Raw genomic sequence first — 23367 nt, 5'->3', positions numbered from 1 at the left:
TGCGCGCCCGGCGCAGATGACGCACTGTCAGCACCATGGGGTCCTGCGTGGTATGATTTATCTTGACTTCAAGATACTTGCCGGGGAGCCGCCCGGCACCCCCTCCTCGACCCGCGCCCTCCGCGTCGGGCCCCGAGGTGCGCGATCGCCTGCCGCGCGCGGGCGACGCGCCTACGATGGAGGGGCCGAACCCATACCGAAGGAGTGCGTCCGATGAGCACTGTCGACTCATTCGCCGCGAAGCAGAAGCTCGAGGTCGGCGGCACCGACTACGAGATCTATGCGCTCGACGCCGTCGAGGGCGCCGAGAAGCTTCCCTACAGCCTCAAGATCCTGCTCGAGAACCTGCTGCGCACCGAGGACGGGGCGAACATCACCGCCGACCACGTCCGTGCGCTCGCGAGCTGGGACGCGACGGCCGATCCGTCCGTCGAGATCCAGTTCACGCCCGCCCGCGTGATCATGCAAGACTTCACCGGCGTCCCCTGCGTCGTCGATCTCGCCACCATGCGCGAGGCCGTCCAGGACCTCGGCGGGGATCCCGAGCGGATCAACCCGCTCGCCCCCGCGGAGATGGTCATCGACCACTCCGTGATGATCGACGTCGCGGGCCGTCTCGACGCGCTCGAGCAGAACATGGAGCTCGAGTACGAGCGCAACCGCGAGCGCTACCAGTTCCTGCGCTGGGGCCAGACCGCCTTCGACGACTTCAAGGTCGTCCCCCCGGGCACCGGCATCGTCCACCAGGTCAACATCGAGTACCTCGCCCGCACCGTCATGACCCGCGAGGTGTCGGTCGATGGCGCTGCGCCAGTGCTCCGTGCGTACCCGGACTCCTGCGTCGGCACCGATTCGCACACCACCATGGTCAACGGCCTGGGCGTGCTCGGCTGGGGCGTCGGCGGCATCGAGGCCGAGGCGGCGATGCTCGGCCAGCCCGTCTCCATGCTGATCCCGCGCGTGGTGGGCTTCAAGCTCACCGGCGAGATCCCGCCGGCCGCCACCGCGACCGACGTCGTGCTCACCATCACCGAGATGCTCCGCCAGCACGGCGCGGTGGGCAAGTTCGTCGAGTTCTACGGCGAGGGCGTCTCGCAGGTCCCGCTCGCGAACCGCGCGACGATCGGCAACATGAGCCCCGAGTTCGGCTCGACCGTCGCGATCTTCCCGGTCGACGAGGTCACCACCGACTACCTGCGCCTGACCGGCCGCACCGAGGAGCAGGTCGCCCTCGTGGAGGCCTACGCCAAGCGCCAGGGCCTGTGGCACGACCCCTCGACGGAGGTCGAGTACTCCGAGTACCTCGAGCTGGATCTCTCCACCGTGGTGCCCTCCATCGCCGGCCCCAAGCGTCCCCAGGACCGCATCGTCCTCACCGAGGCGAAGGAGTCCTTCCGCAAGGTGCTGCCGTCCTACGCGGGCGAGGGCCATCAGGTCGAGGAGGGCGAGGACGCCGGCAGCTTCCCCGCCTCGGACCCGGCCGGACTGGAGTCGGACAACGCTTCCGGCGGCGACGCCCCGGAGCGCCAGAACGTGATCGGCCGCGCCTCGGACCCGGTCCAGGTCAAGGGCAAGGATTTCGAGATCGACCACGGCATCGTCTCGATCGCCTCGATCACCTCCTGCACCAACACCTCGAACCCCTCGGTGATGATGGCCGCAGGCCTGCTCGCCCAGAACGCGGTGGACCGCGGCCTGGTCGCCAAGCCGTGGGTGAAGACCTCCATGGCCCCCGGCTCGCAGGTCGTCACCAACTACTACACCCGGGCGGGCCTCTGGCCGGCGCTCGAGGCGCTCGGCTTCCACCTGGTGGGCTACGGCTGCACCACCTGCATCGGCAACTCGGGCCCGCTGGACTCGGAGATCTCCGAGGCCATCGCCGAGAAGGACCTCGCCGTCACCGCGGTGCTCTCGGGCAACCGCAACTTCGAGGGCCGCATCAACCCCGACGTGAAGATGAACTACCTGGCCTCGCCGCCGCTGGTCATCGCCTACGCGCTCGCGGGCACCATGGACTTCGACTTCGAGAACGACCCGCTGGGGCAGGACAAGGACGGCCAGGACGTCTACCTGCGCGACATCTGGCCGAACCCGACCGAGGTCGAGAAGGTCATCGGCGAGTCCATCTCCCAGGAGATGTTCACCGAGGACTACAAGGACGTCTTCACCGGCGACGAGCGCTGGCGGAGCCTGGAGACTCCCGAGGGCGCAACCTTCGAGTGGGACTCCGAGTCCACCTACGTGCGCAAGCCCCCGTACTTCGAGGGCATGGAGGCGCAGCCCGCGCCGGTCGGCGACGTCGAGGGCGCCCGGGTGCTGGTCAAGGTCGGCGACTCGACCACGACCGACCACATCTCGCCCGCCGGCTCGATCAAGCTCGACTCCCCGGCAGGCAAGTACCTGCAGCAGCACGGCGTCGCGCGCAAGGACTTCAACTCCTACGGCTCCCGCCGAGGCAACCATGAGGTCATGATCCGCGGCACCTTCGCGAACATCCGCATCAAGAACCAGCTCCTCGACGGCGTCGAGGGCGGGTACACGAAGAACTTCCTGACCGGCCACCAGGAGTTCATCTACGACGCCGCCCAGGCCTACGCCGAGCAGGACATCCCGCTCGTGGTCCTGGCCGGCAAGGAGTACGGCACCGGCTCCTCCCGCGACTGGGCCGCCAAGGGCACCAAGCTCCTCGGCGTCCAGGTCGTCATCGCCGAGAGCTTCGAGCGCATCCACCGCTCGAACCTCATCGGCATGGGCGTGCTGCCGCTGCAGTACCCCGCCGGCGAGACCGCCGAGTCCCTCGGGATCGACGGCACCGAGACCTTCTCCTTCACCGGGATCACCGCGCTGAACGAGGGCGCCACCCCGAAGACGGTCAAGGTCGTCGCCGCCAAGCAGGACGGCACCTCCGTGGAATTCGATGCGGTGGTCCGCATCGACACCCCCGGCGAGGCGGAGTACTACCGCAACGGCGGAATCCTGCAGTACGTCCTGCGCTCGCTGGTCGCGGCCTGATCGCAGGCCCCTCCCGCGCCGTCCGGTCCTCGTGACCGGCGCACGCTGCGCCCCGCCCGGCTCCGGCCCGGCGGGGCGCCGTCATGTCCGGGTGCGGGAGGCGCCGCAGGCACCCTCTCGCGCACCCCTGACCGGGCTGTCTGCACCGCGTTGCACACCTCGGCGGGGCCGGGTGAAGCCCCGGTGAAGATGTGCACAGATGTGACCATGTCTCCCGTCTCGGCAGGTCAGCACCACGTACTCTGAACAGGTCCCGATCCCGTCCCCGAGGGAGGACCGTGCGTGTCCACCACTGAGCAGCACGCTGCCGCGCCGACCCGTCGGCGCCCGCGCCCCGCCCCCTCCCGCCCGGCGGCGGACTCCACCGTGCCCCCGCCCGAGGTGCCGATCCCCGCGGACCCCGAGGCGCTGCGCAGCCTGGACGCGGAGCAGCTCCCGGGCCTCGCCCGCACCCTTCGCCGCCGCCTCCTCGAGATCTGCGCCGTCAGCGGAGGCCACCTCGGCCCGAACCTCGGCGTCGTCGAGCTGACCCTCACCCTGCACCGCGAGTTCCGCTCCCCGGCGGAGCCGATCGTCTTCGACACCGGCCACCAGGCCTACGTCCACAAGATGCTCACCGGCCGCGCCGACCTCGAGGGGCTCCGCCGCGCCGGCGGCACCTCCGGCTATCCCGACCGGGGCGAGTCCGAGCACGACCTGGTCGAGAACTCCCACGCCTCCGGATCGATCGCCTGGGCGCACGGCCTGGACCGCGCCCACCGCCTCGCGGGGAAGCAGGGCGTCTCCGTCGCGGTGATCGGGGACGGCGCGCTCACCGGCGGCGTCGGCCTCGAGGCGCTCAACGAGCTCGCCGCGGACCGCGGCTCCCGCACCGTCGTCGTGCTCAACGACAACACCCGCTCCTACGCGCCCACCGTCGGCGGCCTCGCTCGGCATCTCGCCGCGCTGCGTACGGGCGAGGTGCTGCCCGGACAGGACGTCTTCACCCAGCTGGGTCTGACCTATCTCGGACCCGTCGACGGCCACGATCTCACCGCGCTCGCGGCCGCGACCGCCGCCGCCCGCGAGGCCGCGGAGGACCCTGGCAGCGCCGGCGTGGTCCTGCACGTCCTCACCCGCAAGGGCGCCGGCTTCGCCCGCGCCGAGGCCGACGCGGTGGACCACTGGCACGCCACCGGCCCCTTCTCGCTCGAGGGCGAGGAGGCGACGAAGCCCGCCGCCCGCACCTGGAGCGCCCGCCTGGGCGCCGCCGTGCTCGACGCCGCCCGTGCCGACGAACGGGTGGTCGCGCTCAGCGCCGCGATGATCGACCCCGTCGGGCTCACCCCGATGCAGCAGGAGATGCCCGAGCGCGTCCTCGATGTCGGCATCGCCGAGCAGCTCGCGCTGGACACCGCCGCCGGCCTCTCCGCCGGGGGCCGCCTGCCCCTCGTCGCGCTCTACGCGACGTTCCTCAACCGCGCCCACGACCAGCTGCTGCTGGACCTCGCCCTGCATGGTGAGGACGTCACGATCACGCTGGACCGCGCCGGGATCACCGGGGACGACGGTCCGAGCCACCACGGCATCTGGGACCTCGCCCTCGCCGCGCAGGTGCCCGGACTGAGCCTGTGGGCGCCCCGCGACGGCGCCCGCCTCGACGCGGCGGTCCCCGCGGCGCTCGGCACCCCGGGCCCCTCGATCGTCCGCTTCCCCAAGGGCGCCTGCCCCGAGGAGCTCACGGCGCTCGCCCAGCTGCCCGCGGGAGACGTCCTGCACGGCGACGCGGAGGCCCCGATCGACGTGCTCCTGGTCTCCGTCGGCGCCCTCGCCGACCGCGCCCTCGCCGCCGCCCGGGAGATCGCGGCGTCCCGTCCCGCGGCGAACGTGGTCGTGCTCGATCCGGTCCGGGCGCTGCCGCTGGGCGAGGAGCTGCTGGACCTGGCCGCCGGCGCCCGCGCGGTGCTCACCCTCGAGGACGGCCTCGCGGAGCGGGGGATCGGTGCCGCGCTCGCACTGCGGCTCGGCCGACGCTCGACCCCGGCGGGGCCCGGCCCCGTCGTGCATTGCCTGGGCGTGGACCTCGAGTTCCTCGCCCACGGCAAGCGCGACGCGATCCTCGCCGACCAGGGCCTGGACGCCCCTGGCATCGCCGTGAGCCTCGCCGCACTGCTCTGAATCGCGCTGCTCGGTGACGACCCGCGGGCACGTCGCTCCGACGCGGCGGGTGTCGTGGGCCGGAGACGAGGACGCCGTGCCGCCGACGCGGTGAGCACACCGCGGAACGGAGCGGCCGCAGGGGCTCTCAGCCCAGCGAGCTGCGCGGAGCGGGGTCGTCTGCCCGGGCCGTGAGGACGATCGGCGCGCCGTCGGTGACCTGCAGCGTGTGCTCCGCGTGCGCGCCGCGGGAGCCGTCGGCCGCCAGCTGGGTCCAGCCGTCCCGCTCGTCGACGACGAGCTCCGAGGTGGTCGGCACCAGGAACGGCTCGACGGTGATCAGCTGCCCGGCCACGAGCTCGGCGCCGCCGCCGGGGGTGCCATGGTTGGGGACGAAGGGCGCCTCGTGCATCGTGCGCCCCACGCCGTGGCCGCCGAAGCGGTCGTTGATCGAGTAGCCGAGCGAGGTCGCCTCGTTCATCACCGCGAAGCCGATGTCGCCGACGGTGGCCCCGGCGGTGACCTGGTCGATCCCGGCCCACATCACCTGCTCGGTGTCGCGGATCAGCTGCAGGTCCTCCGCGCGCGGGGTGCCGATGGGGATCGTCAGGCACGAGTCCGCCACCCAGCCCTCCACCGAGACGGCGAAGTCGAGGGAGAGCAGGTCCCCGTCCTCGAGCACCCGGTCGTAGGGGCGGCCGTGGAGCACGCCCTCGTTCAGCGAGGTGCAGATGACGTACCCGAAGGGGGAGGCGCCGAAGACGGGGTGGTAGTCGATGTAGCAGCTGGTCGCCCCCGCCTCGCGGATCAGGCGATGCGCCTCCGCGTCGACGTCCAGCAGGTTCCAGCCCAGGTCCACGACCTGCCGCAGGTGCGAGAGCACGGAGGCGACGAACTCGCCGGCCGGACGGGCCTGCGCGGTGGCGGGCAGCTCCTGGGTGGAGCTGCGGCGACGGCGTCCGAGGATCATCGTGCCTCCTGCCAGGTGACCAGCCGGGCCCCGACCCAGGCGATCATCGGTGCGAACACGGCGGCGCCGAGCAGGTGGCCGAAGACGACCAGCTCGGGCAGCCCGGTGAAGTACTGGATGTAGCCGACCGCGCCCTGCGCGAGGGTCGCCGCGAGCAGCCACCAGGCCGCGGTGCGGGCCTCGCGGCGGGCACGCGAGCGGTGGAGGACGACCAGCATCGCGATCAGCAGGGCGAGGAAGAGGTAGACCGCGACGGCGTGGACCCGGGTGATCACGACCGGGGAGAACATCAGGCGGGTGACGTCCCCGGCATCGCCCGAATGCGGGCCGGTGCCGGTGACCAGCGTGCCGAGCACCAGCACCACGAAGCCCACCGCCGCCAGCGGGACGTAGAGCCCCAGCAGTCGTGGCGGGACCGCGAGGCGCACGTGCGAGTCGCCGTCGTAGAGCCGCACCAGCAGCACCGTCGAGAGCGCGCCGAGCACGGGGGAGATGAGGAAGTGGGGGCTGACGATCCCGGGGTGCAGGTCGAACCACACCACGAACGCCCCGATCAGCGCCTGCGCGGCGGTGCCGATCAGCGGCACCCACGCCAGCATCCGGAAGCCGCGTCCCTTGTGGGCGAGCCAGCGGTAGGTCACCAGCAGCACCGCGACCGCGAAGATGCTCAGCACGCCGGTGAGCGTGCGGTTGCCGAACTCGACGAAGGGGTGGATCCCGGCCTCGAGCGTCAGCTCCGGGGTGAAGTTCCCCGGCTCGCAGTGCGGCCAGGAGGAGCAGCCCAGTCCGCTGCCCGTCAGACGCACCGCGCCGCCCGAGAGGATGATCCCCATCTGGCAGATCAGGTTGCCCCAGATCGCGATGGCGGCGAGACGCGCGCGCCGCTGCGGCCCCCAGGAGGTCAGACGACGGTCGGGCAGGGTGGTGATCCGCCCGTGGCGCTCGGGGGAGCGCTCGGCGGAGAGGGCAGGCGAGGACATGCCCAGCAGTCTAGGTTCCGCGGCCGAGGGCCGCCTGGACTCCGGGTGCGGATGCGAGGGATCCCGCATCGTGAGGACTCGGCGGTCGCCCGCGACGGCCGAGCGGCCGGGCAGGAGCTCCGGGACCGGGGCCCGGCGTCGGGCTCGTGCGAGGGGGCTCAGGCATCCGTCCAGCGGAACCAGCGCACGACGGCCGCGACCCCTGCCGCGGCCCACAGCAGCAGCACCACGGCGGAGCCGGGGGAGAACGGGCCGCCCGCGAGGCAGGCCCGCATCAGCTCGCCGAGCGCGCCCGAGGGCAGCAGGTCCGCGAGCCCGCCGAGGATCCGGGGGAACGAGGTGGTGGGGAAGGCGACGCCGCCGACGGCGACGAGCAGCACGAACACGAGGTTCGCCACCGCCAGCACCGCCTCGGTACGCAGCAGCCCCGCGACCAGCAGACCGAGCGCCCCGAAGGCCACCGTCCCCACCAGCCAGACGGGGACGAGCGCCGCGAGGCCGGCCATCTCCGGCCGCCAGCCCAGGACGAGGCCCAGCACCCCGAGCACGACCACCTGCAGCACGTGGGTGGTGAGGGTGGCGAGGATCTTCCCGGCGAGATAGCCGCTGCGCCCCAGCGGCGTCGTCGCGATCCAGCGCAGCACGCCGTTGCGACGGTCGAAGCCGGTCATGATCGCCTGCGAGGTGAAGGAGGTCGAGATCAGCGCGGTCGCGAAGGTCGCGGCGACCGCGGTGTCGATCGCGGGAGCGCCCTCGAGCCGGCCGACGGGCAGCAGCCACAGCCCCACCATCACCATCGCCGGCAGGGCGATCGCGACCATGAGCTGCTCCCCGTTGGAGAGCAGCACGCGGGTCTCGAGCCGGGCGTGGGAGAGGATGCGGCGCAGCGCCGGCGCGGGACGCGGCACGCGCGGCGCGGCGGCGGTGCCGCCGGAACCGGCAGGGGAGGTCGACGGGGCGGCGGCGCTCATCGGGCGGCTCCTGCGCTGGGGGCGTCGTCGTGGCGGGTCGTGCTTTCGGCGTCCTCGTCCCCGGGGGCGTCGCGGTCCATCAGGTCCAGCAGCACCGCCTCGAGGTCAGCGGCCGCGGCGCTGGAGACCTCCAAGCGGGCGCCGTGACGGGCGGCGGCCTCGTGCAGGGCCTGCTCGAGGGCGGGCACGGCGTCGGGGGCGACGCCGCTCGCGGTCGCCCGGAGGGTCACGCCGCCGCCCGGCCCGCGATGCTCGCGGACCACCTCCTGCACGCTGCCGGAGGCGAGCACGCGGCCGCGGGAGATCACTCGTACCGCGTCCGCGAGCCCGACCACGTCGTCCATCAGATGGGTGGTGAGCACGACGGCGGTGCCGGTGCGGGCCAGCCCTCGGATCAGCTCCCGCACCCGGCGCCGGATCGAGGGATCCATCCCGGCGGTCGGCTCGTCGAGGAAGACGAGGTCGGGCCGGCCGATGATCGCCAGCGCCAGGGCGAGCCGCTGGCGCTGTCCGCCGGAGAGGCGTCGCTCGAGGGTGCGGGCGAACTCGTCGATGCCGAGATGGGCGGCGACCTCGTCGACGTCGAGCGGGGCGGCGTGCAGGCTCGCCCCGTAGCGCAGCAGCTGCATCGCCGTCGCGCCCGAGGCGAGGCCCCCGTCCTGGATCATCACGCCCACCCGGGCGCGGTGCTCGGGGCTCGCTCGCCAGGGGTCGGTGCCGAGCACGCGCACGCTGCCGGCATCGGGGCGCAGCAGACCGGTCGCGCAGGAGACGGCGGTGGTCTTGCCGGCGCCGTTGGGGCCGAGCAGCGCGGTGACCTCGCCGCGCTCCGCGGTCAGGCTCAGGCCGTCGAGGGCGCGCACGGCACCGTAGGAGTGGGCGAGGTCGGTCGCGACGAGGGCAGGGGAGTGGTCGTCCATGGCCGCCCCATCGTAGGCCGGACGCGACGCCGGGCCGGGGACGGCGCCGCGTCCGGGCCGGGCGAGGTGGGCGAGACCTCACCCGGGCCGTGCCGGGCTCAGCGCCCGGTGACGTGCAGCGGTGTGTGCGCCGGGTCGACGACCTCCGCGGCGAGCGGCGCCTCGGGAGCGGTGCCGCCGGGGCCCCAGGTGTCGGTCTCGAAGCGGTCGCGGTCGTGCGCCTCCAGCAGCGGCTCGAGCGCGGGGCCGGCGGGGACGATCTGCGTGGGGTTGATGTCCTCGTGCACGTAGTAGTAGTGCCGCTTGATCTGCGCGAAGTCGACCGTGTCGCCGAAGCCCGGGGTCTGGAACAGGTCCTTGGTGTAGTTCCACAGGTTCGGCATCGAGGCGAGGGTCTGCCGGTTGGCCTTGAAGTGGCCGTGGTAGACGGGGTCGAAGCGGATCAGCGTGGGGAACAGGCGCACATCGGCCTCGGTGATCGAGGGGCCCATGAGGTAGCGGCTGCGGCCCAGGCGCTCCTCGAGCTCGTCGAGGGCCTCCCAGAGCAGCGCGTACTCGCGCTCGTAGTCCTCCTGCGAGCCGGCGAAGCCGACCTTGTACACGCCGTTGTTGACCCGGTGGAGCATCCACTTGTTCAGCGCGTCGATCTCCTCGCGCTGAGCCTCGGGGTAGAGGTCCGGGGCGCCGGCGCGGTGGTGCTCGGTCCACTCGGTCGCGAAGTCGAGGGTGATCTGCTGGAAATCGTTGGTCACGACGGCCCTGGTGGGAATGTCCACGACGGCGGGGACGGTGATGCCGCGCGGGTAGTCGGGGAAGCGCGCGAAGTAGGCCTGCTGCAGGCGCTCGTAGCCGAGCACGGGGTCCACCTCGCCGGGATCGAGGTCGAAGGTCCAGGAGCGCTTGTCGTGTGTGGGGCCGGGCATGCCCACGGAGATCGCGCCCTCAAGGCCCAGCAGACGGCGGGAGATCAGGGTGCGGTTGGCCCACGGGCAGGCGCGGGCGGCGATCAGCCGGTAGCGCCCGGCCTCGACGGGCCAGCCGTCGCGGCCGTCGCGGGTGATCCGGTCGTCGATGTAGTTCATGTCGCGGTCGAAGGCCTTGCCGCCGGAGACGTAGGCGCCGCGGGTCGAGTGCTCCTCGGCGGCGGCGTCCGTGGAGGCGGGGGCGGTCTCGTTCATCGTGGGGTCCCTTCGTGTCGGTGGCGTCACCGCCATAATAGTTGAAACCGGTACTAGATGGAAGCCTCTCGGGGCGGCGGCTGTCGGCGCGCCGAGAGGGGCGCCGGGGTGCGCTCCGCGCCCATGTCGTGCACCATGCGTGGGGGCGCGCGATCCGCCCCGCCCTGCCTGACGTCGCAGGTAAGGGCACCCTTCGTGGCCGGGGGCACAGGACTCGGGCAGTATTTGGAAAGAGTCCTGTTGTAAAATCTAGGTGGTCGAGAAGGGAGGTGCAGGATGGCCGAGCAGGATGCGCAGGAGCTCGCGGCGAAGCCCGAGCCGGCCACGCGCGATCGCCTCGTCGAGGCGATCTCCACCCACGGACCCATCACCGCCCGGCAGCTCGCCGAGCGCTTCGGCCTCACCAGCGCCGCCGTGCGCCGCCATCTCGCGGCGCTCGAGGCGGAGGGGACCATCGCCGAGCACGAGGTGCCCGTGGCCCATCGCGGCCGCGGACGCCCCAGCAAGACCTTCGTGCTCTCGCCGTCGGCGCATGAGGACTTCGCCGCCGGTTACGACGAGCTGGCCGTGATGGCGGTCGACGAGCTCGCCCGCCGCGGCGGCGAGGAGGCGGTCACCGCCCTCGCGGAGCGGCGGATCTCCGACTGGGAGCAGCGGCTCGCCGAACGGGTCGACCGCCTCGAGGCGGAGACCGGGGAGCCGGTGGGCACCGCCGAGCGGCTCGAGCTGCTCTCTCAGCTGCTCACCGAGCGCGGCTACGCCACCACCGTCCGCCCGCTGCACGTCCCGCTGCCGGCGGCCCGTCGCGAGGGCGGCGCCGGTCCGCGTAGCCTCGTCACCGCGCAGCTCTGCCACGGCCGCTGCCCCGTCCTCGACGTGGCCGCCGACCACCCGGAGCTGTGCGAGGCCGAGTCCCGCGTCATCTCCCGCATCATCGGGGCCCCCGTCCAGCGCCTGGCCACCCTGGCGCAGGGGGCTCACGTCTGCACGACCCACATTCCGCTCACCGAGGGAAGGACACCATGACGAGCGCACCCGAGAAGCTCTCACAGGACGAGATCATCGATTCGATCGGCAATTACGCCTTCGGATGGCACGACGAGGACTCGGCCGGGGCCAGCGCGCGGCGCGGCCTGTCCGAGGACGTCGTGCGCGACATCTCCGCACGCAAGGACGAGCCCGAGTGGATGCTCGAGCGTCGGCTGAAGGCGCTGAAGCTCTTCGAGAAGAAGCCGCTGCCCACCTGGGGCCCGGACCTCTCCGGCATCGCCTTCGACGACATCAAGTACTTCGTCCGCTCCACCGAGAAGCAGGTGGCCGACTGGAACGACCTGCCCGAGGACATCAAGGAGACCTACGACCGCCTCGGCATCCCCGAGGCCGAGAAGCAGCGCCTCGTCGCCGGCGTCGCCGCGCAGTACGAGTCCGAGGTCGTCTACCACCAGATCCGCGAGGACCTGGAGGAGCAGGGCGTCATCTTCCTGGACACCGACACGGCGCTCAAGGAGCACCCGGAGCTCTTCAAGGAGTACTTCGGCACCGTCATCCCCTCGGGCGACAACAAGTTCTCCGCGCTGAACACCGCCGTGTGGTCCGGCGGCTCCTTCGTCTACGTCCCCAAGGGCGTGCACGTCGAGATCCCGCTGCAGGCTTACTTCCGGATCAACACCGAGAACATGGGCCAGTTCGAGCGCACGCTGATCATCGCCGACGAAGGCTCCTACGTGCACTACGTCGAGGGCTGCACCGCGCCGATCTACAAGTCCGACTCGCTGCACAGCGCCGTCGTCGAGATCGTCGTCAAGAAGGACGCCCGCGTCCGCTACACGACCATCCAGAACTGGTCGAACAACGTCTACAACCTGGTCACCAAGCGCACCACGGTCGAGCAGGGCGGCGTCATGGAGTGGGTCGACGGCAACATCGGCTCCAAGGTCACCATGAAGTACCCGGCCGTCTGGCTGATGGGCGAGCACGCCCGCGGCGAGACCCTCTCCGTCGCCTTCGCCGGCGAGGGCCAGAACCAGGACACCGGCTCGAAGATGGTGCACATGGCGCCGCACACCTCGAGCTCGATCGTCTCCAAGTCGGTCTCGCGCGGCGGCGGCCGCAGCTCCTACCGCGGCCTGGTCCAGGTCATGCCCGGTGCCGAGCACTCCGCCTCGACCGTGCTGTGCGATGCGCTGCTGGTGGACCAGATCTCGCGCACCGACACCTACCCCTACGTCGACGTGCGCGTCGACGACGTCCAGATGGGCCACGAGGCCACCGTCTCCAAGGTCTCCGAGGAGCAGCTCTTCTACCTGATGAGCCGCGGCATGGAGGAGACCGAGGCGATGGCGATGATCGTGCGCGGCTTCATCGAGCCCATCGCCCGCGAGCTCCCGATGGAGTACGCCCTCGAGCTGAACCGCCTGATCGAGCTGCAGATGGAAGGAGCAGTCGGCTGATGACGACCACTGATGTGAAGGGTGCCGAGAGCGCCGGGGACCCGACCGCGAACGAGGCCGTGGGCCACGCGGCGGGCGCCGCGCCCGTCGCCGCCGGAGCCGCCATGGAGGGCACCGACACGACGGCCGCGCCGGAGCTGGAGGAGGAGAACCTGAGCCTGCCGGGCCAGGACGTCTCCGCCGCCCACGCCGCGCTGAACCGCGGCGCGCGACTGCGCTCCTTCGAGGTCGCCGACCACGCCGTGCCCAAGAGCGACATCGAGGAGTGGCGCTTCACCCCGCTGCGTCGCTTCTCCGCCCTCTTCGAGGACGCCGCCACCGACGACCGCGAGGGCGACCCCGCCGTCGACTACGCCGTGACCGTGCCCGAGGGCGCCCCGGAGCCCTCGACGCTCGCCCCCGGCCAGGCGCCCCGCGGCACCGTGCTGGTGCCCGAGGACCTGCCCACGGCGATCGCCTCCGCCCGCACCGAGCAGGCGCTGCACCTGGTCGCCGCCAAGAACGTCGCCTACGACGCGCCGTTCCGCGTGGACATCACCGGCCGGGGCGCGGACCGCCGCGCCAACGCGCACCTCGTGATCGAGGCGCAGGAGTCCTCCTCCTCGATCGTGGTGCTGAACCACACCGGCTCGGCGCAGTACGCGCAGGACGTGGAGATCCTCGTCGGCGACAACGCGCAGATGACGGTCATCACCGTCCACGACTGGGACGACGGCGCGGTGCACATCGCGCAGCACCACGCCCGCGTGGGCCGCGACGCACGCCTGAAGCACGTCGCCGTCACCCTCGGCGGCAGCGCGGTGCGCCTGAACTCGATCGGCGAGTACGCCGCCCCCGGCGGCGAGATCGAGAAGCTGGGCCTCTACTTCTCCGATGAGGGCCAGTTCTTCGAGAACCGCCTGTTCATCGACCACAGCGTCCCGAACTGCACCTCCAACGTCGCCTACAAGGGCGCGCTGCAGGGCAAGGGCGCGCGGTCCGTGTGGGTCGGCGACGTGCTGATCCGCAAGGAGGCCGAGGGCACCAACACCTACGAGCTCAACCGCAACCTGGTGCTCACCGAGGGCGCCCGCGCCGACTCGGTGCCGAACCTGGAGATCGAGACGGGCGAGATCGAGGGCGCCGGCCACGCCGCCGCCACCGGGCGCTTCGACGACGAGCAGCTGTTCTACCTGCGCGCTCGCGGCATCCCGGAGATCGAGGCGCGCCGTCTGGTCGTGCGCGGCTTCTTCGCCGAGATCATCCAGCAGATCGACGTGCCCGAGGTGCGCGAGCGCCTCTCGGCCGCGATCGAGGACGAGCTCGCACGGAGCATGAACTGATGTCGGACGCCTTCGTCCCCGTCGCCGCTCTGGCCGACCTCGCCCCCGGCGAGGCGATCGACGTCGTCGCCGGCGGGATCGAGATCGCCCTGGTGCGCGACGAGGACGGCGGCGTCCACGCCCTCGAGGACCTCTGCTCGCACGACGAGATCGCGCTGAGCGACGGCGATGTCGAGGGATGCACCATCGAGTGCTGGAAGCACGGCAGCCAGTTCGACCTCGTCACCGGTCGTCCTCTGCAGCTCCCGGCGGTCCTGCCCGTGCGGGTGTTCCCCGTGCGCATCGACGAGAGCAGCGGCGAGATCCTCGTGGATCCCTCCGCCGCTCCCGCAACCTGACCTCGCGGGCGCCCGCACCGACGCCCGCCCCAGCCCCACGAATCCACCAGCTTCCTGGTCAAGGAGAACCCCACATGTCGATCCTGGAGATCAAGAACCTCCACGCCACCGTCGAGACCCCTGAGGGCACCAAGGAGATCCTCAAGGGCGTCGACCTCACCATCAAGGGCGGCGAGACCCACGCGATCATGGGCCCCAACGGCTCGGGCAAGTCCACCCTCGCCTACGCCATCGCCGGCCACCCCAAGTACGAGATCACCGGCGGCGAGGTCCTCCTCGACGGCGAGGACGTGCTCGAGATGAGCGTCGACGAGCGCGCCCGCGCCGGCCTCTTCCTCGCCATGCAGTACCCCGTCGAGGTCCCCGGCGTGACCGTCTCGAACTTCCTGCGCACCGCCAAGACCGCGGTCGACGGCGAGGCCCCCTCGCTGCGCACCTGGGTCAAGGACGTCAAGGGCGCCATGGACGACCTGAAGATGGACCCCGTCTTCGCCGAGCGCAACGTCAACGAGGGCTTCTCCGGCGGCGAGAAGAAGCGCCACGAGATCCTCCAGATGCAGCTGCTGAAGCCCTCCATCGCCGTCCTCGACGAGACCGACTCCGGCCTCGACGTCGACGCGCTGCGCGTGGTCTCCGAGGGCGTCAACCGCGCCAAGGAGAACACCGAGGTCGGCATCATGCTGATCACCCACTACACCCGCATCCTGCAGTACGTGAAGCCGGACTTCGTCCACGTCTTCGTCAACGGCCGGGTCGCCGAGCAGGGCGGTCCCGAGCTGGCCGAGCGTCTCGAGGCCGAGGGCTACGACCGCTTCCTCGTCGGCGCCTGATGCCGCCGGCCGTCCCGCCCCGCACCCGCGCGGGGCGGGACGGCCGCACCGCGGGACCCGCCGCGGACCCTCCCGGACAGCACCTCCCGGGACGGCCCGACGAGCCCCGTCCGCACCCCTGCGGGAGCAGTCCCGCACCCCTTCCGGGAGGACACCATGACCGACCAGCAGATCCCGCCCTCGACCGTGAGCGTCGAGGACGTTACCGAGGCGATGAAGGACGTCATCGATCCCGAGCTCGGGATCAACGTCGTCGACCTGGGCCTCGTCTACGGGGTGACCGTCGAGGACGGCAACGCCGTGATCGACATGACCCTGACCTCCGCCGCCTGCCCGCTGACGGACGTGCTCGAGGAGCAGACCTTCGCGGTGCTGGACCCCATCACCGAGACGCACCGCATCAACTGGGTGTGGATGCCGCCGTGGGGCATGGAGAAGATCACCGAGGACGGCCGCGAGCAGCTGCGCGCCATCGGCTTCAACCTCTGATCGTCTGATCGCCCCGGCCGGAACCCGCGCTCCGGCAGCGACTGACGAGTTCTGCACGCCCACGACTCTTGTGGCTCCCCGCATGAGTCGTGGGCGTGCATTTCTGCGCGGTGCGCTGCGCCCGGCGCGCGGAGTGAGGGCGCTCGGCACAGGCAGCGCCGACGGGCGGGTCAGCCGATGACGGCGGCGGCGCTCGTGAGCTCCATGCCGTGCGCCTCGGCGGTGCCGGCGTGGGTGAGGGCGCCCTCGTGGGTGTGCAGGCCCTTCGCGAGCGCCTCGTCGGCCCGCAGCGCGTCCCGCCAGCCCGCGCCGGCGAGCTTCAGCACGTAGGGGAGGGTCGCGTTGTTCAGCGCCGCCGTCGCCGTGACCGGCACGGAGCCGGGCATGTTCGCCACGCAGTAGTAGATCGCGTCGTGCACCGAGAAGGTCGGGTCGTCGTGCGTGGTGGGCCGGGAGTTCTCGAAGCAGCCGCCCTGGTCGATCGCGACGTCGACCAGCACCGAGCCCGACTTCATCCGGGAGACCATCTCGTCGGTGACGAGCTTCGGGGCGCGCTTGCCGGGGATCAGCACCGAGCCGACGACGACGTCGGCCTGCTCGATCTGCTCGGAGAGGTCGAGGGCGGTCGAGTAGCGGGTCAGGATCCCGCCATGGTGCATCGTCGCGATCTGGGAGAGCCGGGAGACGTTCACGTCCATCACGGTGACGTTCGCGTGCAGCCCGTGCGCCATCATCGCCGCCTGCTCGCCGACGACGCCGCCGCCGAGGACCAGCACGTTCGCCTCCGAGGTCCCGGGCACCCCGCCCATCAGCACCCCGCCGCCGCCCAGCGGCGCCATCAGGTGGTAGGCGCCGACCTGCGCGGCGAGCCGGCCCGCGATCGCGCTCATCGGCGCGAGCAGCGGCAGGGAGCGGTCGGGGAGCTGGACGGTCTCGTAGGCGATGGCGGTGGTGCCGGAGGTGAGCAGCGCCTCGGTGAGCTCCCGGTCGGCCGCGAGGTGCAGATAGGTGAAGAGGATCTGGCCCTTCCTCAGGCGTCCGTACTCCTCGGGCAGCGGCTCCTTCACCTTCACGATCATCTCGGCCTGCGCCCAGACCTCGTCGGCCGCCGGCAGCAGGGTCGCGCCCGCGGCGGCGTAGTCCTCGTCGCTCACGCGGGAGCCGAGGCCCGCACTGCTCTCGACGATCACCTCGTGGCCGTGCATCACCAGCTCGTGCACGCCGGCGGCGCCCAGGCCCACCCTGTTCTCGTTGTTCTTGACCTCGCGGGGCACCCCGATGCGCATGTGTCCAGCCTCTCTGCTGAGCTCCCTGGCCGCGGTCACGGCCACCGCCCCAGGATGACACCTCGTCGGCCGTGCGGGGGAGCCTGCGGATGTGTCCCCCGGCACCGTCGGCGGGAATCCGGGCGACCGTTCGGCGCCTCGGCCCTAGACTCGATCCGGCCCTCCTCCGGGCCGCCCCCGTCCGAAGAGGAGTCCCACCCGTGATCACCGTGCACGACCTCGCCATCCGCGTCGGCGCCCGGCTGCTCATGAGCGACGTCTCCTTCCAGGTCACCGACGGCGACCGGATCGGCCTGGTGGGTCGCAACGGCGCCGGCAAGACCACGCTGACCAAGGTCCTCTCCGGCACGCTGGACCCCAGCGAGGGCAGCGTCGAGGTGACCGGCGAGCTCGGCTATCTCCCGCAGGACACCCACAGCGGCGAGGACACCGAGCCGGTGCTCGCCCGGATCCTCTCCGCCCGCGGGCTCGACGGGATCCTGAGGAAGCTGCGCCGCGCCGAGGAGGAGATGGGGGACATGTCCCTCACCGAGGCCCGCCGCGAGAAGGCGATGAACCGGTACCCGCGCCTGGAGGCCGAGCTCGACGCCGCCGGCGGGTACGCGGCCGAGGCGGAGGCCAAGCGGATGGCCGCGAACCTCGGCCTGCCCAACCGGCTGCTCGAGCAGGAGCTCGGCACGCTCTCCGGCGGTCAGCGCCGCCGCGTCGAGCTCGCCCGGATCCTGTTCTCGCAGGCCTCCACGATGATCCTCGACGAGCCGACGAACCACCTCGACCACGACTCGATCGTATGGCTGCGCGAGTACCTGATGAGCTACCGCGGCGGGCTGATCGTGATCAGCCACGACGTCGAGCTCGTCGAGCAGGTCGTGAACAAGGTGTTCTACCTCGACGCGAACCGCTCCGCGATCGACATCTACAACATGGGCTGGAAGCAGTACCTGCGCCAGCGCGAGGACGACGAGAAGCGGCGCAAGCGCGAGCGGGCGAACGCCGAGAAGAAGGCCACCCAGCTGACCGCCCAGGCGGAGAAGATGCGGGCGAAGGCCACCAAGGCCGTCGCCGCGCAGAACATGCTGAAGCGCGCCGAGCGCATGCTCGACGGCGTCGAGGGGGAGCGGCAGACCGACCGGGTCGCCTCGCTGCGCTTCCCCAAGCCCGCCCCCTGCGGCAAGACCCCGCTGATGGCCGAGGACCTCTCGAAGTCCTACGGCAGCCTGGAGATCTTCACCGGCGTGGACCTCGCGATCGACCGCGGCTCGCGCGTGGTCATCATCGGCCTGAACGGCGCGGGCAAGACCACCCTGCTGCGGATCCTCGGCGGGGTCGACGCGCCGGACACCGGGCGGATCCTGCCCGGCCATGGTCTGCGCATCGGCTACTACGCCCAGGAGCACGAGACCCTGGACCTGGACCGGACCGTGCTGGAGAACATGATGACGGCCGCCTACGAGCTGCCCGAGGTCGAGGCCCGCAAGATCCTCGGCTCCTTCCTCTTCACGGGCGACGACGTGCACAAGCCCGCCCGGGTGCTCTCCGGCGGGGAGAAGACCCGCCTCGCCCTGGCCGCGCTCGTCGTCTCCAGCGCCAACGTGCTGCTGCTGGACGAGCCGACGAACAACCTCGACCCCGCCAGCCGCGAGGAGATCCTCGGGGCGCTGGCGAACTTCGAGGGCGCCGTCGTTCTGGTCTCCCACGACCCCGGCGCCGTCGCGGCGCTCGATCCCGAGCGGGTGCTGATGATGCCCGACGCCGTCGAGGACCTCTGGAACGCCGAGTACCAGGAGCTCATCGAGCTCGCCTGAGCCGGGGGCCGCTCCCCGGCCCTCCCCACGCTCGCCGCCGCGCCGGCCGGTGCTCCCGCCGCCGCGGCGAGGACGGGTCCTGCGACGCAGACCGCGGGAGTTCTCCCCTCCGAGTTGCGCTCCTGTGACCTGCGGCATAGTCTCAGCTCGTCGGCACCGTGACGGTGCCCGCCCCGTCGTGGAGGACGGTGCGCGACCGCGCCGTCCGCCTCGGCCCGACGAGGAGGAGCGAGACCGTGAGCGAACCCGTCCGCCCGTCCGGTCTGCGCCGGCTGTGCGCCGCCGGGGCCGCGCTCGCCCTGGGGGCGACGCTCGCGGCCTGCGGCTCGGCCGACGCCGGCCCGCCGCAGCTGACCTGGTACATCAATCCCGACAACGGCGGCCAGACCCAGATCGCCCAGCAGTGCAGCGACGAGGCCGACGGGGCGTACACGATCACCACCTCGCTGCTGCCCCGCGATGCGGCCAGCCAGCGCGAGCAGCTCGCCCGCCGCCTCGCCGCGGGGGACAGGTCCCTGGACATCATGAGCCTGGACCCGCCCTACATCCCGGAGCTCGCCGAGCCCGGCTTCCTCGCCCCCGTCCCGGAGGACCTCGTCACCAGCTCCACCCAGGACGTCGTCGACGGCGCCGTGCAGGGCGCGACCTGGAACGACGAGCTGGTCGCCGTGCCCTTCTGGGCCAACACGCAGCTGCTGTGGTATCGCGAGTCCGTCGCCGAGGAGGCGGGGCTGGACATGTCCGAGCCCGTCACCTGGGACCAGCTGATCGAGGCCGCGGAGACCACCGACAGCCACCTCGGCATCCAGGGGATCCGCGCCGAGTCGATGACCGTGTGGGTCAACGCGCTGTACGAGTCGCAGGGCCAGTCGATCATCGAGAACCCCGGCGCCCCCGCCGACGAGACGCAGCTCGCGCTCGACTCCCCGGCCGGGGACGAGGCGTCCCGGATCATCGGCACGATCGGCTCCGAGGGGCTCGCGGGCCCGGGCGCCACCACCCAGGACGAGAACGTCGCCATGGCCCAGTTCCAGGGCGAGCAGGGTTCGTTCATGGTCAACTGGCCCTTCGTCTACACCGCCACGCAGACCTCCGTGGAGCAGGGGAGCGTCGACCAGGAGGTGCTGGACGACATGAAGTGGACCACGTACCCGCAGGTGAGCGAGGACCAGGAGTCAGCGCCGCCGCTGGGCGGGATCAACCTCGGCGTCGGCGCCTCGAGCGAGCACCAGGACCTCGCCTATGAGGCGATCCGCTGCATCGTCTCCCCGGAGAAGCAGGCGCAGTACTTCCTCTCCGACGGCAACCCGCCCGCCTCCACCACCGCCTACGAGGACCCCGAGGTCCAGGACGCCTACCCGATGGCGCCGGAGATCCGCGAGTCCCTCGAGCGTGCCGCGCCCCGCCCGCAGACCCCCTTCTACAACGAGATCTCCCTGGGCATCCAGCAGCACTGGACCCCGATCTCGGAGGTCGGCGAGGCCACCCCCGCGCGGTCCCAGGAGTTCATCCGGTCCGTGCTGCGAGGGGAGGCCCTGCTGTGAGCGAGACAGCCGCCGCGCCGAGGACCGGGACGGACGGCACCTCCGGGCGCCGCCGCGCGACCCGGCAGAAGCCGCCGCTGAGCGACCGGGCACGGGCGGAGCGCCGCCTGGGCATCATGCTCGCCGCCCCCGCCTTCGTCGTGATGCTGGCTGTGACGGTGTACCCGATCCTCCAGGCCTTCTTCGACTCCCTGTTCTCCTACCGCCTGACCGCCCCGGACCAGCGCTCCTTCGTGGGCCTGTCGAACTACGGGGTGCTCTTCACCGATCCCCTGTTCTGGCGGGACCTCGGGGTCACCGTGCTGATCACCGTGGTCACCGTCGCGATCGAGCTGGTGCTCGGCTTCGCCCTGGCCCTGGTGATGCACAACGCCGTCAAGAGCCTGCGCGGCCTGCTGCGCACCGCGATCCTCGTCCCCTACGGCACGATCACCGTCGTCTCCGCCTTCGCCTGGTTCTTCGCCTTCGACATCAACACCGGCTTCGTCAACGCCTGGCTGCCGGTGGTGGAGGACAGCTTCAACTGGTTCGGCTCCGCCGCGCCGGCGCTGACCGTCATCATGCTCAGCGAGATCTGGAAGACGACCCCCTTCATCTCGCTGCTGCTGCTGTCGGGCCTGGCCCAGGTGCCCGGGGAGCTGACGGAGGCCGCCCGCGTGGACGGCGGCACCCGCGCGGAGGTGATGCGCCGCGTGGTGCTGCCGAACATGAAGGCCGCGATCATGGTCGCGGTGCTGTTCCGGGCGCTGGACGCCTTCCGGATCTTCGACAACGTGTTCATCATGACCAACGGCGCCTACGGCACGGAGGTCCTCTCGCTGCTGGCCTATCGCACCTCGATCGGGCGGCTCGAGATCGGCATGGGCTCGGCGATCTCCGTGGTGCTGTTCCTGTGCGTGATCGGCATCGCGATCGGCGCGATCAAGGGCTTCAAGGTCGATCTGGCCTCGGGGGAGGGACGCTGAGATGAAGGGCATGACCACCCGGCAGAAGGTCGGCTGGAGCGTGATCACGATCGTGGTGCTGGTGTACACCCTCGCTCCGCTGGTCTCGATCCTGATGACCTCCTTCAAGGCCTCCGGCGACCTCACCACGGGGCGCTTCCTGCCCACCCGCTTCGTGCTGGACAACTACGAGCAGATCTTCGCCGGCAGCGCCCGCGACCTGTTCCTGCCCGCGCTGCGCAACTCCATCGGCATCACGCTGATCGCGACCGTCGTCGCGGTCGTGCTCGCGACCCTCTGCGCCTACGCGATCGCGCGCCTGGACTTCCCCGGCAAGCGCCTCGTGCTGGTCAGCGCGCTCGGGGTCTCGATGTTCCCGGTGATCTCGATCGTGACGCCGCTGTTCAACCTCTGGCGCACGATCGGGCTGTACGACACCTGGCCGGGCCTGATCATCCCCTATCTCTCTCTGACGCTGCCGATCTCGATCTACACCCTGGCGGCGTACTTCCAGCAGATCCCCTGGGACCTCGAGCGGGCCGCGCAGGTCGACGGCGCCACCAGCTTCGAGGCGTTCCGGAAGGTGATCGTCCCGCTCGCCCTGCCCGGCGTGTTCACCACCGCGATCATCGCGTTCTTCATCGCCTGGAACGACTTCGTCTACGGCATCTCGCTGACGTCCACCTCGGCCGCGCGCCCGGTCCCGGCGGCGCTGGCCTTCTTCACCGGCGCCTCCCAGTTCGAGGAGCCCACGGGTGCGATCTCGGCCGCCGCGATCATCGTCACCATCCCCATCGTCATCATCGTCGTGCTCTTCCAGCGCCAGATCGTCTCCGGTCTGACGCAGGGCGCGGTCAAGGGCTGACCCCAGGAGGCAACCGGCCATGGCCACCATCGAGATCCAGAACCTCGTCAAGCGGTACGACGACGGCTTCCCCGCCGTCAACGACGTGAGCCTCGACATCGCCGACGGCGAGTTCGTGATCCTCGTCGGCCCCTCGGGCTGCGGGAAGTCCACGCTGCTGCGCATGATCGTGGGACTCGAGGACATCACCGAGGGCGAGTTGCGCATCGACGGCAAGCGCGTGAACGAGAGCGCGCCGCGCGACCGCGACCTCGCCATGGTCTTCCAGAACTACGCCCTGTACCCCCACCTGAGCGTGTACGACAACATCGCCTTCCCGATGCGGCTGTCGAAGAACAAGCTCCCCGAGGACGAGATCGACCGCCGGGTGCGCCGCGCCTCGTCGATGCTGGGGCTGGACGAGCACCTCGAGCGCAAGCCCGGCAACCTCTCGGGCGGTCAGCGCCAGCGCGTGGCGATGGGGCGCGCGATCGTCCGCGAGGCCGACGCCTTCCTCTTCGACGAGCCGCTGTCGAACCTCGACGCGAAGCTGCGCGGCCAGATGCGCACCCAGATCGCGCAGCTGCAGCGGCGCCTGGGCATCACGAGCGTCTACGTCACCCACGACCAGACCGAGGCGATGACCCTGGGGGACCGGGTCGCGGTGCTGAAGAAGGGCAGGCTGCAGCAGGTCGCCTCGCCGCGCGAGCTCTACGAGCAGCCCGCGAACCTCTTCGTCGCCGGTTTCATCGGCTCTCCCTCGATGAACTTCCTGCCCGCCCGGGAGGAGGGCGGGCACCTGCGCACGCCGATCGGGGACCTCACGGCACCCGAGCACGTCCTCGAGGCCGCCCGGGGGAGGGACCTGGTGCTGCTGGGGGTGCGCCCCGAGCACTTCGAGGACCTCGAGTTCGTCGACGAGGCGCTGCTGCCGCGCGGCACGGAGCTGGCCGTGACGCCCACCCACACCGAGTGGCTCGGCAACGAGCAGTACGGCTACATCGACTACGAGAAGGACCCCGAGGTGGCCGAGGTCCTCGACGAGCTCGCCCGCGACCTCGACCAGGACGAGATCCCGCCGCAGGTGGTGGTGACCCTCAGCTCCGCGAGCCGGGTCCGCGGCGGCATCGAGTCCCGGATCTGGGTGGACACGCGCAAGGTCCACGTCTTCGACGTCGCCACAGGGGAGAACCTCACCCGCGACGAGGAGAAGGGGGCGGAGCTCACGCGCCGCGCCGCCGAGGACCGCCAGCGCGAGATCGAGACCGCCGCGGCGCTGGGGGACTGAGGCCGATTCCCGCGCCCGTCCCCGTGCGGCGCGCCGCGCCCGAGGACGGCACGGAGAGCG

The 23367-nt window shown here is 71.4% G+C and carries 19 protein-coding genes; 13 read left to right on the top strand and 6 right to left on the bottom strand.

Translation table 11 applies throughout. The annotated features are described in order from the left end of the window. The first annotated feature begins 213 nt into the window (after positions 1 to 213). Entirely contained in the window at positions 214 to 3012 is a 2799-nt protein-coding gene (gene acnA / locus RBL05_RS02725) for an aconitate hydratase AcnA (RefSeq protein ID WP_308740672.1), read from the top strand. Positions 3013 to 3294: 282 nt separating this feature from the next. Beyond that, complete coding sequence (locus RBL05_RS02720) at positions 3295 to 5169, top strand: 1-deoxy-D-xylulose-5-phosphate synthase (RefSeq protein WP_308740673.1); 1875 nt, start codon at positions 3295 to 3297, stop codon at positions 5167 to 5169. Between the two features lie 127 nt (positions 5170 to 5296). Here RBL05_RS02720 and map read toward each other — a convergent pair whose 3' ends face one another. From map to RBL05_RS02695, 5 genes are all read right to left on the bottom strand, one after another. Further along, the gene (gene map, locus RBL05_RS02715) at positions 5297 to 6118 is read right to left on the bottom strand and encodes a type I methionyl aminopeptidase (protein WP_308740674.1); all 822 of its coding nucleotides are present in this window, start codon (positions 6116 to 6118) and stop codon (positions 5297 to 5299) included. Beyond that, positions 6115 to 7098 (bottom strand): COX15/CtaA family protein, encoded by a 984-nt coding sequence (locus RBL05_RS02710; RefSeq protein ID WP_308740675.1) that lies wholly within the window; start codon positions 7096 to 7098, stop codon positions 6115 to 6117. Before RBL05_RS02710 ends, map begins: the two co-directional genes overlap by 4 nt. A 158-nt stretch (positions 7099 to 7256) precedes the next feature. Further along, complete coding sequence (locus RBL05_RS02705) at positions 7257 to 8069, bottom strand: ABC transporter permease (RefSeq protein ID WP_308740676.1); 813 nt, start codon at positions 8067 to 8069, stop codon at positions 7257 to 7259. Then, a complete protein-coding gene (locus RBL05_RS02700) occupies positions 8066 to 8989 on the bottom strand; it encodes an ABC transporter ATP-binding protein (RefSeq protein ID WP_308740677.1) in 924 nt (307 codons plus the stop codon). The genes RBL05_RS02705 and RBL05_RS02700 overlap by 4 nt, the downstream gene beginning before the upstream one ends. Positions 8990 to 9087: 98 nt before the next feature. Continuing rightward, positions 9088 to 10167, bottom strand: a complete 1080-nt coding sequence (locus tag RBL05_RS02695; protein WP_308740678.1) for a glutathione S-transferase family protein — start codon at positions 10165 to 10167, stop codon at positions 9088 to 9090. A 276-nt stretch (positions 10168 to 10443) separates the two neighbouring features. On the opposite strand from RBL05_RS02695, the gene RBL05_RS02690 reads away from it, so the two are divergent. The 6 genes from RBL05_RS02690 to RBL05_RS02665 all read left to right on the top strand — a co-directional run bounded on the left by RBL05_RS02690 (position 10444) and on the right by RBL05_RS02665 (position 15596). Next, the gene (locus tag RBL05_RS02690) at positions 10444 to 11193 is read left to right on the top strand and encodes a helix-turn-helix transcriptional regulator (RefSeq protein WP_308740679.1); all 750 of its coding nucleotides are present in this window, start codon (positions 10444 to 10446) and stop codon (positions 11191 to 11193) included. Next, a complete protein-coding gene (gene sufB / locus RBL05_RS02685; protein ID WP_263309725.1) occupies positions 11190 to 12617 on the top strand; it encodes a Fe-S cluster assembly protein SufB in 1428 nt (475 codons plus the stop codon). The genes RBL05_RS02690 and sufB overlap by 4 nt, the downstream gene beginning before the upstream one ends. After that, a complete protein-coding gene (gene sufD, locus RBL05_RS02680; protein ID WP_308740680.1) occupies positions 12617 to 13939 on the top strand; it encodes a Fe-S cluster assembly protein SufD in 1323 nt (440 codons plus the stop codon). Before sufB ends, sufD begins: the two co-directional genes overlap by 1 nt. Continuing rightward, positions 13939 to 14277, top strand: a complete 339-nt coding sequence (locus RBL05_RS02675; RefSeq protein ID WP_259882747.1) for a non-heme iron oxygenase ferredoxin subunit — start codon at positions 13939 to 13941, stop codon at positions 14275 to 14277. Before sufD ends, RBL05_RS02675 begins: the two co-directional genes overlap by 1 nt. 74 nt (positions 14278 to 14351) lie before the next feature. Continuing rightward, positions 14352 to 15107: a Fe-S cluster assembly ATPase SufC gene (gene sufC / locus RBL05_RS02670; protein ID WP_308740681.1), complete on the top strand. Its 756-nt coding sequence runs from the start codon at positions 14352 to 14354 to the stop codon at positions 15105 to 15107. A 156-nt stretch (positions 15108 to 15263) separates the two neighbouring features. Next, a complete protein-coding gene (locus RBL05_RS02665) occupies positions 15264 to 15596 on the top strand; it encodes a metal-sulfur cluster assembly factor (RefSeq protein ID WP_308740682.1) in 333 nt (110 codons plus the stop codon). A 170-nt stretch (positions 15597 to 15766) separates the two neighbouring features. On the opposite strand, the gene ald is transcribed toward RBL05_RS02665, so the two are convergent. Next, positions 15767 to 16882, bottom strand: coding sequence for an alanine dehydrogenase (ald, locus tag RBL05_RS02660; RefSeq protein WP_308740683.1), 1116 nt, complete (start codon positions 16880 to 16882; stop codon positions 15767 to 15769). Positions 16883 to 17082: 200 nt separating this feature from the next. Here ald and abc-f point away from each other — a divergent pair, with 200 nt between their 5' ends. From abc-f to RBL05_RS02635, 5 genes are all read left to right on the top strand, one after another. Beyond that, the gene (abc-f, locus tag RBL05_RS02655) at positions 17083 to 18687 is read left to right on the top strand and encodes a ribosomal protection-like ABC-F family protein (protein WP_308740684.1); all 1605 of its coding nucleotides are present in this window, start codon (positions 17083 to 17085) and stop codon (positions 18685 to 18687) included. A 236-nt stretch (positions 18688 to 18923) separates the two neighbouring features. After that, positions 18924 to 20231, top strand: a complete 1308-nt coding sequence (locus RBL05_RS02650; RefSeq protein ID WP_263309720.1) for an extracellular solute-binding protein — start codon at positions 18924 to 18926, stop codon at positions 20229 to 20231. Then, positions 20228 to 21196, top strand: a complete 969-nt coding sequence (locus RBL05_RS02645; RefSeq protein WP_373317961.1) for a carbohydrate ABC transporter permease — start codon at positions 20228 to 20230, stop codon at positions 21194 to 21196. The genes RBL05_RS02650 and RBL05_RS02645 overlap by 4 nt, the downstream gene beginning before the upstream one ends. Positions 21197 to 21206: 10 nt before the next feature. Next, the gene (locus RBL05_RS02640; protein WP_062951327.1) at positions 21207 to 22040 is read left to right on the top strand and encodes a carbohydrate ABC transporter permease; all 834 of its coding nucleotides are present in this window, start codon (positions 21207 to 21209) and stop codon (positions 22038 to 22040) included. 19 nt (positions 22041 to 22059) lie between these two features. Next, positions 22060 to 23307, top strand: coding sequence for an ABC transporter ATP-binding protein (locus RBL05_RS02635; protein ID WP_263309719.1), 1248 nt, complete (start codon positions 22060 to 22062; stop codon positions 23305 to 23307). Positions 23308 to 23367: the final 60 nt, after the last annotated feature.

The sequence above is a fragment of the Brachybacterium sp. GU-2 genome, assembly GCF_030866705.2.
Lineage (GTDB): Bacteria > Actinomycetota > Actinomycetes > Actinomycetales > Dermabacteraceae > Brachybacterium > Brachybacterium conglomeratum.
This window is presented reverse-complemented; position numbering and strand designations above follow the sequence as displayed.

What these genes read in the sequence shown, in the direction of transcription:
- acnA (WP_308740672.1), top strand. Translation starts at nt 214, where the DNA reads ATGAGCACTGTCGACTCATTCGCCGCGAAGCAGAAGCTCGAGGTCGGC.
- map (WP_308740674.1), bottom strand. Translation starts at nt 6,118, where the DNA reads ATGATCCTCGGACGCCGTCGCCGCAGCTCCACCCAGGAGCTGCCCGCC.
- RBL05_RS02710 (WP_308740675.1), bottom strand. Translation starts at nt 7,098, where the DNA reads ATGTCCTCGCCTGCCCTCTCCGCCGAGCGCTCCCCCGAGCGCCACGGG.
- RBL05_RS02705 (WP_308740676.1), bottom strand. Translation starts at nt 8,069, where the DNA reads ATGAGCGCCGCCGCCCCGTCGACCTCCCCTGCCGGTTCCGGCGGCACC.
- RBL05_RS02700 (WP_308740677.1), bottom strand. Translation starts at nt 8,989, where the DNA reads ATGGACGACCACTCCCCTGCCCTCGTCGCGACCGACCTCGCCCACTCC.
- RBL05_RS02695 (WP_308740678.1), bottom strand. Translation starts at nt 10,167, where the DNA reads ATGAACGAGACCGCCCCCGCCTCCACGGACGCCGCCGCCGAGGAGCAC.
- RBL05_RS02690 (WP_308740679.1), top strand. Translation starts at nt 10,444, where the DNA reads ATGGCCGAGCAGGATGCGCAGGAGCTCGCGGCGAAGCCCGAGCCGGCC.
- sufB (WP_263309725.1), top strand. Translation starts at nt 11,190, where the DNA reads ATGACGAGCGCACCCGAGAAGCTCTCACAGGACGAGATCATCGATTCG.
- sufD (WP_308740680.1), top strand. Translation starts at nt 12,617, where the DNA reads ATGACGACCACTGATGTGAAGGGTGCCGAGAGCGCCGGGGACCCGACC.
- RBL05_RS02675 (WP_259882747.1), top strand. Translation starts at nt 13,939, where the DNA reads ATGTCGGACGCCTTCGTCCCCGTCGCCGCTCTGGCCGACCTCGCCCCC.
- sufC (WP_308740681.1), top strand. Translation starts at nt 14,352, where the DNA reads ATGTCGATCCTGGAGATCAAGAACCTCCACGCCACCGTCGAGACCCCT.
- RBL05_RS02665 (WP_308740682.1), top strand. Translation starts at nt 15,264, where the DNA reads ATGACCGACCAGCAGATCCCGCCCTCGACCGTGAGCGTCGAGGACGTT.
- ald (WP_308740683.1), bottom strand. Translation starts at nt 16,882, where the DNA reads ATGCGCATCGGGGTGCCCCGCGAGGTCAAGAACAACGAGAACAGGGTG.
- RBL05_RS02640 (WP_062951327.1), top strand. Translation starts at nt 21,207, where the DNA reads ATGACCACCCGGCAGAAGGTCGGCTGGAGCGTGATCACGATCGTGGTG.
- RBL05_RS02635 (WP_263309719.1), top strand. Translation starts at nt 22,060, where the DNA reads ATGGCCACCATCGAGATCCAGAACCTCGTCAAGCGGTACGACGACGGC.